The following is a 12,624-nucleotide window of genomic DNA, read 5'->3' on the forward strand; positions in this document are numbered from 1 at the left end:
GTTTTTTCAGTAAATCCAACGTATTGTATCATTATTTCTTATTTTGAATTAACACCCTATTATAAATATGCTTTATCCCTCTTATTAAATTATGTAGAAAAAATAGTAAACTTGTTCAATCTTTATTAGGTATAAAGAATAGTAAATATGAATATATTCCCAGTCAAAAAGACTCTAAAGAAATAGCAGAGGGTAAAACTATGTAGATTGTGGGGCTAAATAATGGAGAATCATTTGATATAAAATCTCTTTGCCAAAAAATAAACCTACGCCAAGCTAATGAACACCGCCATTATTTTGGCGGTGTCTTTAAAACTAATTAGCTCGACGTTGCTGAATTGTAATATACAGACCTAATAACCGATCAGTTGTCATTACACCATTTTTTAAATCTTTTAAATGCGAATCTTGAATAATACCTTCTTTAATTGCTTGCGCTATATAATTTTCTGTTTCTGTGCGCATTGTTGGTGATGCAGGATTCCATACTTGTGTCACTTTGTTGTCCTCCTTCTTGTCTTCTACAAGTAATTGCACTGTTGTTTTGCTACTGCTAGGAACGATTACTTGACCTTCTAACTTATAACCTGTAGCCATTTTCCAAGTTGATCTAACTTCGAAATGTGGTCGGTCAATGCTACCGATCCAATCCCTGCCCCATGTAATGCCAAGCTTGCGAGCGATAGTACCTACTTTATTAAGTGTAGCTACATCATAAAGTGTTTTTGGAGGACCAACGGCAATATCCCAAGCTAAACGACTGCTATGGTTGCTTTTAAGCGTCCAAGTAACGACATGCCCTGGCCGAGTACGTCCTTGGGAATATAAATAATTTTGTCTTTCTTGAGAGCGATATGTTTCGGTATACCAAATGGCTCTAAGGTTTTGATTAGAGAGCAAAGTGAAGTTGAATACGGTGAGATAGCAGCTGTACTTGTAAACGGAGATACAGAAGCAACTCTTAAGCGTGTTAAAAAACAAGGTAATACCATTTTACTTATGCCAGATAACCCTAAACATGAACCTTATAGACAAAAATAATCCTGCAAAGATTATTGGAAAAGCGATCAGTTTTAAAGTTACACTATAAGTAGCAAGTGAAATTTTGTTTAGTGCAAGGGCAGCTCGAGAGCTGTTCTTTTTTATAGCATAAAATTTCAGCTAGATTGTAGTTCTATTTTATTCTATATATTAAAATATTTGATAAACAGAAGAGTTCGATCTAAAGAAAGGAGTTTTTTATAATTGGTAAATACCCTTGTAAATATATTAGTCCTTATTACTCTTATTAGTATCATTATGATAGTTGTATTTCTTCTTCTTGCCGTTTTCCATTTCATCAAATTGGACAGAATTAAAGCTCTGAAAATGCTGAAATTTACTGCGATTCCCATAATCTTTATGATTTTATGTATGTTAGCCTATTGGGATATTTCCCCTGAATATGAAGTAAATAAAGCAAATGTAGCTAATACGTCTGAAAAAGAGCCTGTAGCTAAAGTAGAAACAGAAGATGTAACTTGGCAGGATAACGTAAAGGAAATTGCGTCTCTTAATAGTCCTCCTACTGAAAAGTTCGATACAATTGTAGCCTACGCTAAAAAGTATCCAGCTACAAAGGCTGAAATCAAAGAATTCGAGGATTACATTATTGCCGAATATAAAAACAAAAAATATTTGGCAGACGTACAAAATGATGAATATATGCTAGGAAATATTTTTAAGTCAACTGTAGTGAATAGATATTATGGAGAGGAAGAAACACCTATCAACGATTTTGTCTTTGGGTTTTATCAAAATTCTAATTATACTTTTAAGGGACTCGAATCGACTAATAGTAATGCAATAAAATATAATGAACGCCAAATGGATAATGCTTTAGTAGCTATTGAAAATTAAACGTCACTCTATGGCGTTTTTTTTATTGTTATGCTCCCGGAAAAATTAATGCAGCTTAGAATTTTTTTTATCATTGGCTATCATTTGATTTTTCAAAATTGAAAGGAGTAGTATGGGATTGTAATAAGGAAAAAAATAACAAAGGAGGAATTTAGGATGGATTATCAAAATATTACCGTTGCAGGTAGCGGTGTTCTAGGTAGTCAAATTGCTTATCAATCAGCTTTTAAAGGATTTAATGTAACAGTATACGATATTAATGATGAAGCATTAAAAAATGCACAAGATCGTATTACAAAATTAAAACCGTTATACCAAAAAGATCTAGGTGCCACTCAAGAAGAAGTAAATGCTGCTTATGCACGCTTATCATTTAAAAGTGATTTATCGGAAGCCGTTGCAAATGCTGATCTTGTCATTGAGGCGATCCCAGAAGTTGTTACAATTAAAACAGAATTTTACACAAATCTTGGTAAAGTTGCCCCTGCTAAAACAATTTTCGCAACAAACTCTTCAACTTTATTACCAAGCCAATTTGCAGAAGCAACTGGTCGCCCAGAGAAATTTTTGGCGCTTCACTTTGCAAATACGATTTGGAAAAACAACACAGCCGAGATTATGAAACACCCTGGCACTGATATGAACGTATTCGATGAAGTCGTAAAATTTGCACTTGCAATCGGCATGGTTCCACTACAGTTATATAAAGAACAACCAGGCTATATTTTGAATTCATTACTAGTTCCCTTTTTAGATGCTGCTGAATCACTACTAGTAAAAGAAATAGCAGACCCAGAAACAATCGACAAAACATGGATGATCGCAACAGGAGCACCACTAGGTCCATTCGCAATCCTTGACATTATCGGTATTAATACTTCCCTCAACATTGTAGAAGCGAAAGCCGCTGCTACTAATGATGAAAGCTTGAATAAATTAGCTAACCTTTTAAGAACAAAGTATATCGAAAAAGGCAAACTAGGTCGAGCATCAGGCGAAGGCTTCTATAAATATCCAAACCCAAGCTTCGAAAAGCCTGATTTCCTAAAAGGCTAATCCATTAATAAAACGATGTACATAATATCTTTACTATGTACATCGTTTTATTTTAAGGTGTTGGAATTTAGGTTGCCGGGTGGCCACTCGAGATAACCGAGTATAAAGTTCACGAGAGAATATCCCAAAAACTAGGGGCATCCTGAAAATCTACTGTTGCAAGCTTTTCTATAATTTTCAATTTAATTTCTTGTTCCAAGTCTTCTCTTTCCTGAAAGTCGGTATTGTGCAAACATTGTTTTATTTTCGGTATGAAATTCTCTATAATCGTTAGCGTCTCTTCATTGTATCGATTTTCTAAAATCGCCATAAACTATTCCTCCTTTTCCCTGAGTGTAGTTTTGAGTTTATTTAAAGCCTTCCGATGAAGGTTTGATATATTCTGTGGTGTAGTTTGTAATGTGTGAGCTATATCTTTTATAGAAAGCTCTTTTACATAAATCATCTCTAATATTTGAAGCTGTTTAACCGTTAGTTTTTGCAAAGACTTTAAAAGCAGTTCATCTTCAATATTGTCCAATAATCCTCCACCAACTAAATAATCCAGTCCCGTTCCAACGCTTGCATCTTCCATTAGCTCTTTCGCGGTCGTGCCACCTTCTTCTGATAAGCCCTTATCTAATATTAATAAAGCACGATTTTGCAGCCTTCTCCTTTTTTTATCAAAATCTAAGCTAAAGAAATAAATTAAATTACTGACATATTTGATTTTCCTAACATTTATATAGTGCAATTGGAAAGATTCATCGACAAGTTTCTTATTATGTTCGGTTGGATATAAAATCGCCTGTTGCACCAAATAAAGATTATTGGAATCCGACAAAAAGCTTTTTATGATTGGATTGTTAACCTGCTCATTATTTCTATAGAAGAATTCCTCTACTTTTTGATTCTCCATTTATTATCCCTCCAATATATCCGCCTTCTTTCTATTTTAAAGTGAATGTCGTATCTATATTATAAACCAAAACAAGAACAAATGTTCTTAAAAGGAGTAAAAAAATCACCTTTTATAAAAAAAAAGGTGATTTAATCCAACTCATTCAACTACTAATATAGCTTTTATTTTTTCTGGCTGATAACCAATAATTCTCTCTTCTTTATGATCAGCGACTAATAAAGTAAATGGGATAGCGCTACTATTAAATTGCTTAAACTCCTTTAATACGTGCTCTTCATTAATATCTTTATTAATATAAGTAATATTATTTTCCTCTAACCATTCCTTCAACTTAACACAATATTGACATCCATCGCTTGAATATACCGTTATATCATACTTCATCTTAGAGACCTCCTTTTTACTATAAAGAGGACAAAAACATAAGAAATGAAACCAAGACAAAATAATATGTTTTTACTGAAAGGTTGTTTTTATTATAGAAAGATCCTCTTTACATAGTACAGTTACAATTTTGCTGATATAGCCAAGCGGTAAGGCAAGGGTCTGCAAAACCTGGATCCTCGGTTCGAATCCGAGTATCACCTTATATTACTAATTTGGAGTAAGAGGGAGGGTGATTTACATTATGACACCAGAAAATGTTCCAATTTGGATTAGCCTAATAGGAAATTTTGGATTCCCTATTGCTATTACAGTCTATCTATTCATTCGCTTTGAAAGGAAAATAGATAAATTAGAAGCGGTCATCATGGAGTTATCTGAAGTTATTAAATCTCTTAATTACAAAAAAGGAGGGTAATCCACATGGAAATTGAAAAATTAATGGCCTGTTACTGTAAAGCAAGAGAAGTTCAATCATTTTATACAAATTGTTTAACGAATGACAGTCTGTCTCTAAAAGAACGCGACTTACTAATAAATCTTATACAAAATTCCAGTATTTCTTCTAATTTATTGAGGGAATATTGTCAGATTCATGCTAATGAAATATGATCTATTAACAAAATAGACCCACCAAATAATTTAGGTTTAGAAATACCTAATTTTATTTGGTGGATTTTAGTTTTAAATAAGTGATATAAGTGCCGAATTTGACAACGATAGCAAAACAAGTAAAGAAAGGTTTATTTGATACGATAAAAACTGTAAATAAATAACATATGTGGTATAGTTGTAATAGAGTCAAACCTTAACATTAATTATGTTAAGGTTTGATTTTGTATAAGCTAAATTCATGTAAATGTGTAGTCAACTTTTATATTCTTTACATACAAGGGGCGGTGCTATTTGCAAAGAAAAATTTTTACGTATTTATCAATAACTTTCTTGTTATTAACATTTGTTATTGGATTAGCTCCACAATACATCCTGGAAATTAGCTTAACAATTCCATTTATTTCAGGAATTTTAGGATTAATATTCGCTATTTTAGGGATAAAAGGGCCCACTCGTATGATTTTAGTCGTCCTAAATTCGTTTATATTAGTAGTGTTTAGCTGGATTTATCTAATGGCTTTTTATGGATTTAAGGAACCTTAAAAGAACCAAAATTCATTTTTAGAAATCACAATTATTAATATTAGTGAGGGGAATTTTATGATAGCCTACAAAAGAATAGCTATACTATATCTTCTTATTATGTTCCTTAGCATTTTTATCGCTACACAGATGGACAGTATATTAACTGGTGTGTTCATTCTTGCTTTTATGTATTGGTTTTTTATTGGCCTTCCCTATTTATTACAAGAAAAAGTGAAGTTTTTCGAGATATGTTGGAGTTGGTTAACAAGAGGTGAAAGAATAGGTCCTAAAAGCTAAAGAGATGTATCTATTGAGTTTACTGAATATTACGACTAACGATACGTATCCTGTTCTGCCCCGAAAACGTTAGACATTTACTAACATTTTCAGGGTATTTTTTTGCTAGCTGAAAATATAGAAATGGCTATCATTTAACAAATGATGATAAAGGTAATCCCGGGATCTATAAGGACACTTATAAATAAATTCTTTATCAGATTTTTATTTCATGCATACTATACATCAAGAAGAGGATCGATTGGAGGCAATTATGATTAGCAACAATAAAATTGCATCGACCAATATCGTGCTGTCAATTTTACTTGTTCTAGGTATCACCTATTATTATTTTTACAATCAATCACCCATACAAATTGAACGATTAGGTCATTTAGGGTTTTGGCTAGCATTCCCTTTATCGATAATTAATATAGTACTAAGTCTAAAGCTATTGAAAAATAAAACGAGCAACGCTAGCAGCTACGTTGCTTTTATGATTACTGTGATTATTTTAATTACTGCTTTGCTTTCATTTTTTCTTTGGGGATCTCCATAAAAATTAAAGCTCCAATGGCTAAAAAGCTATTGGAGTTTTTTCATTAAAGAAACAAAACCATATAATCCTCATCAAAATATTGCTGATCTATTCTTAATGCCTTCTTCTCCGTCCCAAAAACCTCAAAACCTAAAGAGGAATACAGTCTCTTCGCTGAAGCATTCGTTGACACAACTGTTAAATTAAGCTGCTCAACTCCCTCTAACTCTTTTGCCTTATTAATTGCTTCAACCATTAAATGCTTGCCAATGCCAAGTCCACGCTTTTCGGGAGAAACATAAACGGCATAGATACCTGCTTTATGGTTTAGCTTAAGCATACTTTCCTGAACTAACGTCGCTACGCCCACTAATTCTTCTTGATCAAATACCCCTATCGTATAAGAACTCTGTGATTTTAATCTGCTGGCAATCAGCTCGATCGGAGAATCCTTTTCCTCCTCAAAGCTAGAACCAAATGCCTCTGGATTATGTTGTAATCCCTCTAATCGTAATTTCTGATAGGCTTTAGCATCTGTAGCTGCTAAACGTCTACTATTCATTCGTTCCCCTCCTCCGATATTTTTTATTTTTATGACAATTATAAATAATGTTTCATGTACTTTCACCACAAAGTTTCCTAAAATAGGAATAACAGCATAAAGGAGATTCCAACTATGAAATCGAACAATATGGCGCATCATTTTCATACATTACAAGAGCAGCGAACTCACTACCTACCTTGTATTCACTCACTCTCGCAGGAGCAACTATGGCATCGCGAGAAAGAAGATAAATGGTCGATTGGCGAACATTTCTATCACCTTTATCTCATCCTAAAAATGTTGAAAACAGCAACAAAATTTTCACTACTACTTACCCCTTACGCGAAAATGCGGAGAAACAAGCCATTCGCCACTGAAATACATGATATTTACGACGAATATAAAAGCAAAAAAGGACGAGGCATGAGAGCTCCAGGAATATTAGTGCCTCCCTCTAAAATACGTTTTACGCTGAACAGTGATGAGATAGAACAATTACTAATAAATGAATCGAGCGCAATGCAAAAATTAGTAAAAAATATTGAGGAGGATATTGCCGGGCATATTGTCTTTCCTGATCCCATCGCCCACTACCCTAATCTTATTCAATCGATCCAGCTACTTGCCATCCACGAAAAGCATCATTTTAGAATGATGAGGGAGCAATATAATAGATTGATTGCGTCCAGCGAAATATTAACTTAAGAAAATTATGTCCAGTTCATTTAAGAAAAGAGGTTAGAACTATGATTATTCTAGGAAATGTTATTGATGATCAAGGAAGATGTACACACTATTCTAATAAGCAAGATACGATTTCAATAAAATTCAAATGTTGTGGCGAATATTATCCTTGCTATAAATGCCATGAGGAAAATTCAAATCATACAATCCAGCCATGGGATAAAGAGGATTTTGATGAAAAGGCAATATTTTGTGGTGTCTGCAAAAAGGAATTAACGATTCATGAATATATGAATAGCACAAACTGTAAGCATTGTCATACTCTTTTTAATCCAAATTGCAGCAAGCATTTTCATATATACTTTGGGACGGATCATAATTCTACATGTAGTTTTTAAATAGTTGTGTGTTCAACATGTCTAAATAAAGCGTTTAGCAAAGCCATTTGAAGAGTTAGTTTCTTCGAAGCTTTTTCTTTTATCTTTGAGGAAGAATGCCCGTACCATCAATCGTGGCTACGGGCTGTTTACAATTTTCTGGATTTAGAGAGATAGGTTGAAGTTCAATCAAAAACTACATAAAAAAAGAACCGAAAAGATTCGATTCGACTTTTATTCAAACATTCCTAAACTGAGCTCCCTACAAAATGATTCTATAGTGTCACGCTCTTCTTTTGGCAATGCTTCGTACTCAATCAGATATTGTGCTGAAAGATCTTCTAGCTCCTTATAACTGACGTCTCTTGTCAGGACGATTCCATTAATCTCATGAGCCAATTCGTTTGCTGCCACAATATCCGTAAACGCAAAGGCCTGTTCTTCATCATCTGTGCATGATTGAAGGTCTATTTCGCCCTGGTAATAGAGATCATTTACTTGCACTACGTAATATCTAATTGAATCCATTATACACCTCCCCAATTCATGAAGTTCATTATGTCCTTTTTACAAAAAATCCATCCCCCGTTAAATAGAAGACGTGAAGTATAGCCGGTACCACCAATTAACGTATTAAAAAGATATCTAAAGGAGCATTCGTAAAAACTTTTCAAAATTCACGCCTGCTTCGCGCGGAATATGCTCTTTTGACGTAGCTTCAATTGAAGCGGCTAAAAACGTCTCAGCAAGCTTCATCGATTCAACTAAATCCTGCCCGCGCATCATGCCACCCATTATGACGGATGCAAACAAATCACCTGTGCCTGAATAACTCTCGCCGTTATATTCTCGGATGCTAGAAAATGAACGTTCTGCATCGACATACATATTGCCTACATAGCGCTTGTTCGCCTCTGCTGGCGGCGGATTCAAACCGGTAATAATGACGTTTGCCCCTGTCGTCTGCTGTAGCTGCTGACCCGCTTCCTCTAACGTCTGAAGATAATCTGAATCATCTTGATAGCTTTGTAGCTTCTCGTATGACAATCCTGTAAGCAAACAACATTCCGTAACATTTGGCGTAATAATGTCTGCACACTTCGCTAGCGCTTTCATACGATCAAGCAACTCGCCTGTATACATTTTATACACCTCGCCCAAATCGCCCATTACAGGATCGACAAGCAGCTTCGTTTCACTTGAGTGGAACACATTTAAAAATCGAAAAATATTATCGATTTGCTCCTTCCCTGTCACAAAGCCTGTGTGTATGCCATCAAAGGTCGCGCCAAGCTTGCTCCACTCATCCACAAAGTAATCCATCTTTGACGTTAAATCCTCACAATAAAAACTCGGATACCCTGTTTGTGCCGTTAAAATCGCTGTTGGTAGTGGCACCGCCTGAACTCCCATCACTGACAGCACAGGCATCGCGGCAGTTAACGAGCACTTCCCAAAGGATGACATATCTTGAATTACAGCAACTTTTTTCATCATACTCCCCACCTAACTAATCCTGCTTGTACTCTCTTCATCGTATCACAATTAGAAAGATGCGAAAATGTGCATATTTATAAAAAATTAAACTGACCTTTAATATTTTTATCAAATTGGCACTTTTACGATAGTCAGCCCTTTGCTAAATTAAAATTATCAAAAAATTCATCATAGTGAGGACATGCAAATGCAAACAATACAAAGTCGATCCTATACAAAACCACGCACGAAAACATTTGATTTGGTGATTACGTCCATTTTAGCAGCACTTGTTTTCGTCGCCACAATGTTTATTAATATTAGGCTACCATTTGGGCAAGGTGGCCTTATTCACTTAGGGACATCTATGCTATTAATCACGTCGATTTTATTCGGACCTAAAAAGGGAGCACTTGCCGGAGCAATCGGAATGGGCTTATTCGATATTGTAGGTGGTTGGTTAATTTGGGCGCCAACTACAATTATCTCCCGCGCATTACAAGGCGCCATCGTTGGTAAAATCGCTTGGTCTAAAGGACGTAGAGGCGACGACATCCGATTAAACATTTTAGCAGCAGTTGTAGCTATGCCCGTAATGATGGGGGTTTACTATATCGGGCAAGCGATTATGTTCAAAAGCTGGGTTGCCCCGATGGCATCCATTCCTGGAGACTTAATCCAAAACATTGTCGGATTAATCATCGCAATTCCAGTATGTATCGTGATGAAAAAAACACCGTACTTCAAAAAGAATTTTTAATACTACCCTATAAATACACCTTCTTGCCGTTTTGCCGACAGCATAGATGGTGTGTTTTTTAGTTGTCGATACGTTTAGATTTTCAAATGACAATAATGAAGGCTCTTTTTCATACTATATGGTGGAGGTGAAAAAATGCCAAGAGTAAAATATATAGATTCTGACATTGGCTTAGTGGCAAGGATGATGAGAGCGGAAGCGGAAGGTGAAGGAAATCAAGGAATGCTATATGTTGGCAATGTCATTGTGAATCGTCTTGTAGCAGAATGTCCAGACTTCAAAGATTTAAGAACCATTAATGATGTTATTTATCAGGTACAAGGAGGAAATTTTTCTTTTGAAGCGGTTCAAAAAGGGAATTTATTTTACCAAAGAGCGCGACCTAATGAAAAAAGATTAGCCAAACTGACGTTGGATTACTGGAGAGAACATCCAGCGAAATTCGCACTTTGGTACTTCAATCCATACGCACCATGCCCACCAACATGGTACGGTCAACCTTTTACTGGTCAATTTAAAAATCATTGCTTCTATGAACCAGCACCTGATACATGTGAAAGTGTTTATCGGGGATAGGTAGTTACTTTAAAAAGAAATCCCACGGAAAAGGCTACACCCTTTCCGTGGGATTTTGTATGGTTGCTTAATAGTTTATAAATAATTTTTATTACCTATAAGATTTGTTTGAACGTATATTAACTTGCTATAAACACGAAAATGTTGAATAATTGTACACTATTCTTTTAAATAAATCCATTTTCACAGTTTTCATAAACTCTCTCACTCCTCAAATAACTTTCTACAAAGTCCATTACAATAGCTTTTTTCCGATTTTTATCAATTTTAGTTCAATTTATAACAAAAGTTGATTTTTTATTATTTAAAGCTACTGATATGCTTGTAATATACTCGGGGAAAATAAAGAAGGAGGAAATATCATGGATGTGACTAAATACAATGTGAAGAAATATAATGGAGCAGGAATATACAATGGTTCCACGACAAAATATGTAAGCAATGCTCAAGTACATATGTTACGAGTAGAAATAAATAGAGAGTAGTGTTCCGTATGAAAAACAAAAAAACATTTTGGATTATTAGTATAACAATACTTATAGTTGCCTTGCTTATAACTTATGATAAGGTTTACGAGAGCAAACACAATCTTGTAGAGATGCTAAAAATTCAAGATACAGTCTATGTCGTAACCTGGGAACCAGTTGAAATTCCCAAGTAGTAAGAAAATTGGGGGAGATTAAGCAAAAAATAAATAGATATCAAATTCCGGATAATAATTTTGAGTCTAATTCTTTAAATAAGGGTACTCCTATATATGAAAGAAAAAACGGAGATGAATTTCCAAAATCTGTAGTGTATAAACGAGAGGGTAAATTTTATATTGCTAATCAAGTAGTAAACCTAAACCGTAGTGATTGAGGAAATTGATTGAGCAACAACCTCATTTTTAGAAATAAATTGTAAAAGTGGCTGACCTTTTTTGAAGGTTAGCCTCTGAAATACTTGTACCATATTTGTGCCAACTCAATCTAAAAAAGTATGATTTAATTTGAAATAGTGATATAAAAAATGCTGATCCGTATTTGAACTGCGCTCCAATTGTTAGACATACCATCTTACAATTGGAGGTGCAGTTTGGAGTTCCATGTCAAAAATCATCAATCCAAACTCTTCACCACCAGCTCCCATAACAGAAACAAGTACTTTGTAATCTGCATCTTCAAAGTCAATGATAACGACTTCATCATCTCTTAAATATTGCCAAGGCTTTAATTTTTTTAGGTCATTCGTAAGCTCGAATAAAGAAAGTAAATCTGGTTTTAGGCTTTCTAGTAAACTATCTACCTCTTCATCCTCCTGTAGCAGTTCATTATCAATTCCTGCAAATACCCCTACATTTTTTATTATCCTCAGGTTCTATAACTAAACAATCTAGATTGGTTATTGTATGTTTGGCCCTAAGAATACACCCGCATAGTTTTAACTAAGGGAATGGTTAGGTGCACGAGACTATTATTAGAAAATTTAATTTTATAAAAAAAGGTATCAATAAAGAGTATTAATTGTTTGATATCCTTTTTTAATCGTTTAAAAGAAGGTGAAGACTTTGGGTTATGTATTAATAAATATATTTATTTTATTACTTATTATTTTATTTGCTGAATCATTAATGTATTTAATTACAATAAAAAATACAAAATTAAAAAGCATTTTAACTTATATAGTAATGGCAGTAATAGCGTTTATCACCAGTCTACATATACCTAACGATTATAAAGGATTGACAAAAACATTAGCTACAGCATATTTAATTGTAACATTAGTATCTTTACTTAAAAAAATACCGATTTAGATTAAACAAATTAAACTAGTTTAAATTAAATATATTTATGTTTTGTTAGATGATCAGTCAAATTTATTGTATTAATCATGTGGAAATTCTCTGAATATAAAAAGCTCAATAGTTATGGCATACCTATTGAGCTTTTTATATATGTCTCTTTTTTTATTCGTACTTTTCATAATCACTTTGTTGCATCATTTTCTTACATTTACGCCCGAAATCAGATG

The 12,624-nt window shown here is 34.1% G+C and carries 21 protein-coding genes, 1 tRNA gene and 1 pseudogene; 15 read left to right on the top strand and 8 right to left on the bottom strand.

Going from position 1 to position 12,624, the window contains the following annotated elements; genetic code table 11:
- Window positions 1-315 precede the first annotated feature (315 nt).
- A complete protein-coding gene (locus AC3WSK_RS11685) occupies window positions 316-900 on the bottom strand; it encodes a M15 family metallopeptidase (protein ID WP_079561444.1) in 585 nt (194 codons plus the stop codon).
- On the opposite strand from AC3WSK_RS11685, the pseudogene AC3WSK_RS11690 reads away from it, so the two are divergent.
- From AC3WSK_RS11690 to AC3WSK_RS11700, 3 genes and pseudogenes are all read left to right on the top strand, one after another.
- Window positions 865-1,090 (top strand): annotated as a pseudogene (locus AC3WSK_RS11690) (LexA family protein); the annotation flags it as partial. The gene AC3WSK_RS11685 and the pseudogene AC3WSK_RS11690 sit on opposite strands and share 36 nt — an antisense overlap.
- Window positions 1,091-1,245: 155 nt before the next feature.
- On the top strand, window positions 1,246-1,899 hold the full coding sequence (locus AC3WSK_RS11695) for a hypothetical protein (RefSeq protein WP_079561443.1): 654 nt from the start codon (window positions 1,246-1,248) through the stop codon (window positions 1,897-1,899).
- Window positions 1,900-2,055: 156 nt separating this feature from the next.
- A complete protein-coding gene (locus tag AC3WSK_RS11700) occupies window positions 2,056-2,955 on the top strand; it encodes a 3-hydroxyacyl-CoA dehydrogenase (RefSeq protein WP_079561442.1) in 900 nt (299 codons plus the stop codon).
- Window positions 2,956-3,064: 109 nt separating this feature from the next.
- On the opposite strand, the gene AC3WSK_RS11705 is transcribed toward AC3WSK_RS11700, so the two are convergent.
- The 3 genes from AC3WSK_RS11705 to AC3WSK_RS11715 form a co-directional block, all read right to left on the bottom strand.
- Window positions 3,065-3,265 carry a hypothetical protein gene (locus AC3WSK_RS11705; RefSeq protein WP_079561441.1) on the bottom strand — a complete coding sequence of 67 codons (201 nt, stop codon included), beginning with the start codon at window positions 3,263-3,265 and terminating at the stop codon, window positions 3,065-3,067.
- 3 nt (window positions 3,266-3,268) lie between these two features.
- The gene (locus tag AC3WSK_RS11710; RefSeq protein WP_079561440.1) at window positions 3,269-3,853 is read right to left on the bottom strand and encodes a sigma-70 family RNA polymerase sigma factor; all 585 of its coding nucleotides are present in this window, start codon (window positions 3,851-3,853) and stop codon (window positions 3,269-3,271) included.
- 141 nt (window positions 3,854-3,994) lie between these two features.
- On the bottom strand, window positions 3,995-4,240 hold the full coding sequence (locus tag AC3WSK_RS11715) for a glutaredoxin family protein (RefSeq protein WP_492412404.1): 246 nt from the start codon (window positions 4,238-4,240) through the stop codon (window positions 3,995-3,997).
- Between the two features lie 134 nt (window positions 4,241-4,374).
- Between AC3WSK_RS11715 and AC3WSK_RS11720 the strand changes: the two genes are divergently transcribed.
- From AC3WSK_RS11720 to AC3WSK_RS11740, 5 genes are all read left to right on the top strand, one after another.
- Window positions 4,375-4,443 (top strand) — tRNA-Cys (locus AC3WSK_RS11720).
- 41 nt (window positions 4,444-4,484) lie between these two features.
- Window positions 4,485-4,658 carry a YvrJ family protein gene (locus tag AC3WSK_RS11725; RefSeq protein ID WP_016993736.1) on the top strand — a complete coding sequence of 58 codons (174 nt, stop codon included), beginning with the start codon at window positions 4,485-4,487 and terminating at the stop codon, window positions 4,656-4,658.
- A 5-nt stretch (window positions 4,659-4,663) separates the two neighbouring features.
- Complete coding sequence (locus AC3WSK_RS11730) at window positions 4,664-4,852, top strand: hypothetical protein (RefSeq protein ID WP_492412406.1); 189 nt, start codon at window positions 4,664-4,666, stop codon at window positions 4,850-4,852.
- 294 nt (window positions 4,853-5,146) lie between these two features.
- Entirely contained in the window at window positions 5,147-5,398 is a 252-nt protein-coding gene (locus AC3WSK_RS11735; protein WP_492412408.1) for a hypothetical protein, read from the top strand.
- Between the two features lie 532 nt (window positions 5,399-5,930).
- Window positions 5,931-6,215 (top strand): hypothetical protein, encoded by a 285-nt coding sequence (locus AC3WSK_RS11740; RefSeq protein ID WP_079561436.1) that lies wholly within the window; start codon window positions 5,931-5,933, stop codon window positions 6,213-6,215.
- A gap of 43 nt (window positions 6,216-6,258) precedes the next feature.
- Here AC3WSK_RS11740 and AC3WSK_RS11745 read toward each other — a convergent pair whose 3' ends face one another.
- Window positions 6,259-6,756, bottom strand: a complete 498-nt coding sequence (locus AC3WSK_RS11745) for a GNAT family N-acetyltransferase (RefSeq protein ID WP_492412410.1) — start codon at window positions 6,754-6,756, stop codon at window positions 6,259-6,261.
- 114 nt (window positions 6,757-6,870) lie between these two features.
- Here AC3WSK_RS11745 and AC3WSK_RS11750 point away from each other — a divergent pair, with 114 nt between their 5' ends.
- Together AC3WSK_RS11750 and AC3WSK_RS11755 are read left to right on the top strand one after the other, a co-directional pair.
- Window positions 6,871-7,443 (top strand): DinB family protein, encoded by a 573-nt coding sequence (locus AC3WSK_RS11750; RefSeq protein ID WP_492412411.1) that lies wholly within the window; start codon window positions 6,871-6,873, stop codon window positions 7,441-7,443.
- Window positions 7,444-7,484: 41 nt separating this feature from the next.
- Window positions 7,485-7,820, top strand: coding sequence for a CHY zinc finger protein (locus AC3WSK_RS11755; protein WP_079561433.1), 336 nt, complete (start codon window positions 7,485-7,487; stop codon window positions 7,818-7,820).
- A 213-nt stretch (window positions 7,821-8,033) separates the two neighbouring features.
- On the opposite strand, the gene AC3WSK_RS11760 is transcribed toward AC3WSK_RS11755, so the two are convergent.
- Window positions 8,034-8,327: a hypothetical protein gene (locus tag AC3WSK_RS11760; protein WP_427484386.1), complete on the bottom strand. Its 294-nt coding sequence runs from the start codon at window positions 8,325-8,327 to the stop codon at window positions 8,034-8,036.
- 117 nt (window positions 8,328-8,444) lie between these two features.
- A complete protein-coding gene (locus AC3WSK_RS11765) occupies window positions 8,445-9,293 on the bottom strand; it encodes a pyridoxamine kinase (protein ID WP_427484404.1) in 849 nt (282 codons plus the stop codon).
- Between the two features lie 190 nt (window positions 9,294-9,483).
- On the opposite strand from AC3WSK_RS11765, the gene AC3WSK_RS11770 reads away from it, so the two are divergent.
- The 4 genes from AC3WSK_RS11770 (at window position 9,484) to AC3WSK_RS11785 (ending at window position 11,472) form a co-directional block, all read left to right on the top strand.
- Entirely contained in the window at window positions 9,484-10,035 is a 552-nt protein-coding gene (locus AC3WSK_RS11770; RefSeq protein ID WP_492412414.1) for an ECF transporter S component, read from the top strand.
- 135 nt (window positions 10,036-10,170) lie between these two features.
- A complete protein-coding gene (locus AC3WSK_RS11775) occupies window positions 10,171-10,611 on the top strand; it encodes a cell wall hydrolase (protein WP_079561429.1) in 441 nt (146 codons plus the stop codon).
- A gap of 362 nt (window positions 10,612-10,973) precedes the next feature.
- Window positions 10,974-11,096, top strand: coding sequence for a hypothetical protein (locus AC3WSK_RS11780; RefSeq protein ID WP_276207753.1), 123 nt, complete (start codon window positions 10,974-10,976; stop codon window positions 11,094-11,096).
- 184 nt (window positions 11,097-11,280) lie between these two features.
- Window positions 11,281-11,472, top strand: a complete 192-nt coding sequence (locus AC3WSK_RS11785; RefSeq protein ID WP_492412417.1) for a hypothetical protein — start codon at window positions 11,281-11,283, stop codon at window positions 11,470-11,472.
- Between the two features lie 183 nt (window positions 11,473-11,655).
- Here AC3WSK_RS11785 and AC3WSK_RS11790 read toward each other — a convergent pair whose 3' ends face one another.
- Window positions 11,656-11,967 carry a DUF7309 domain-containing protein gene (locus tag AC3WSK_RS11790; protein WP_492412561.1) on the bottom strand — a complete coding sequence of 104 codons (312 nt, stop codon included), beginning with the start codon at window positions 11,965-11,967 and terminating at the stop codon, window positions 11,656-11,658.
- 193 nt (window positions 11,968-12,160) lie between these two features.
- Here AC3WSK_RS11790 and AC3WSK_RS11795 point away from each other — a divergent pair, with 193 nt between their 5' ends.
- Complete coding sequence (locus AC3WSK_RS11795) at window positions 12,161-12,406, top strand: hypothetical protein (RefSeq protein WP_079561427.1); 246 nt, start codon at window positions 12,161-12,163, stop codon at window positions 12,404-12,406.
- Window positions 12,407-12,624 lie beyond the last annotated feature (218 nt).

The sequence above is a fragment of the Lysinibacillus sp. EB271-A1-10B genome (assembly GCF_058791335.1).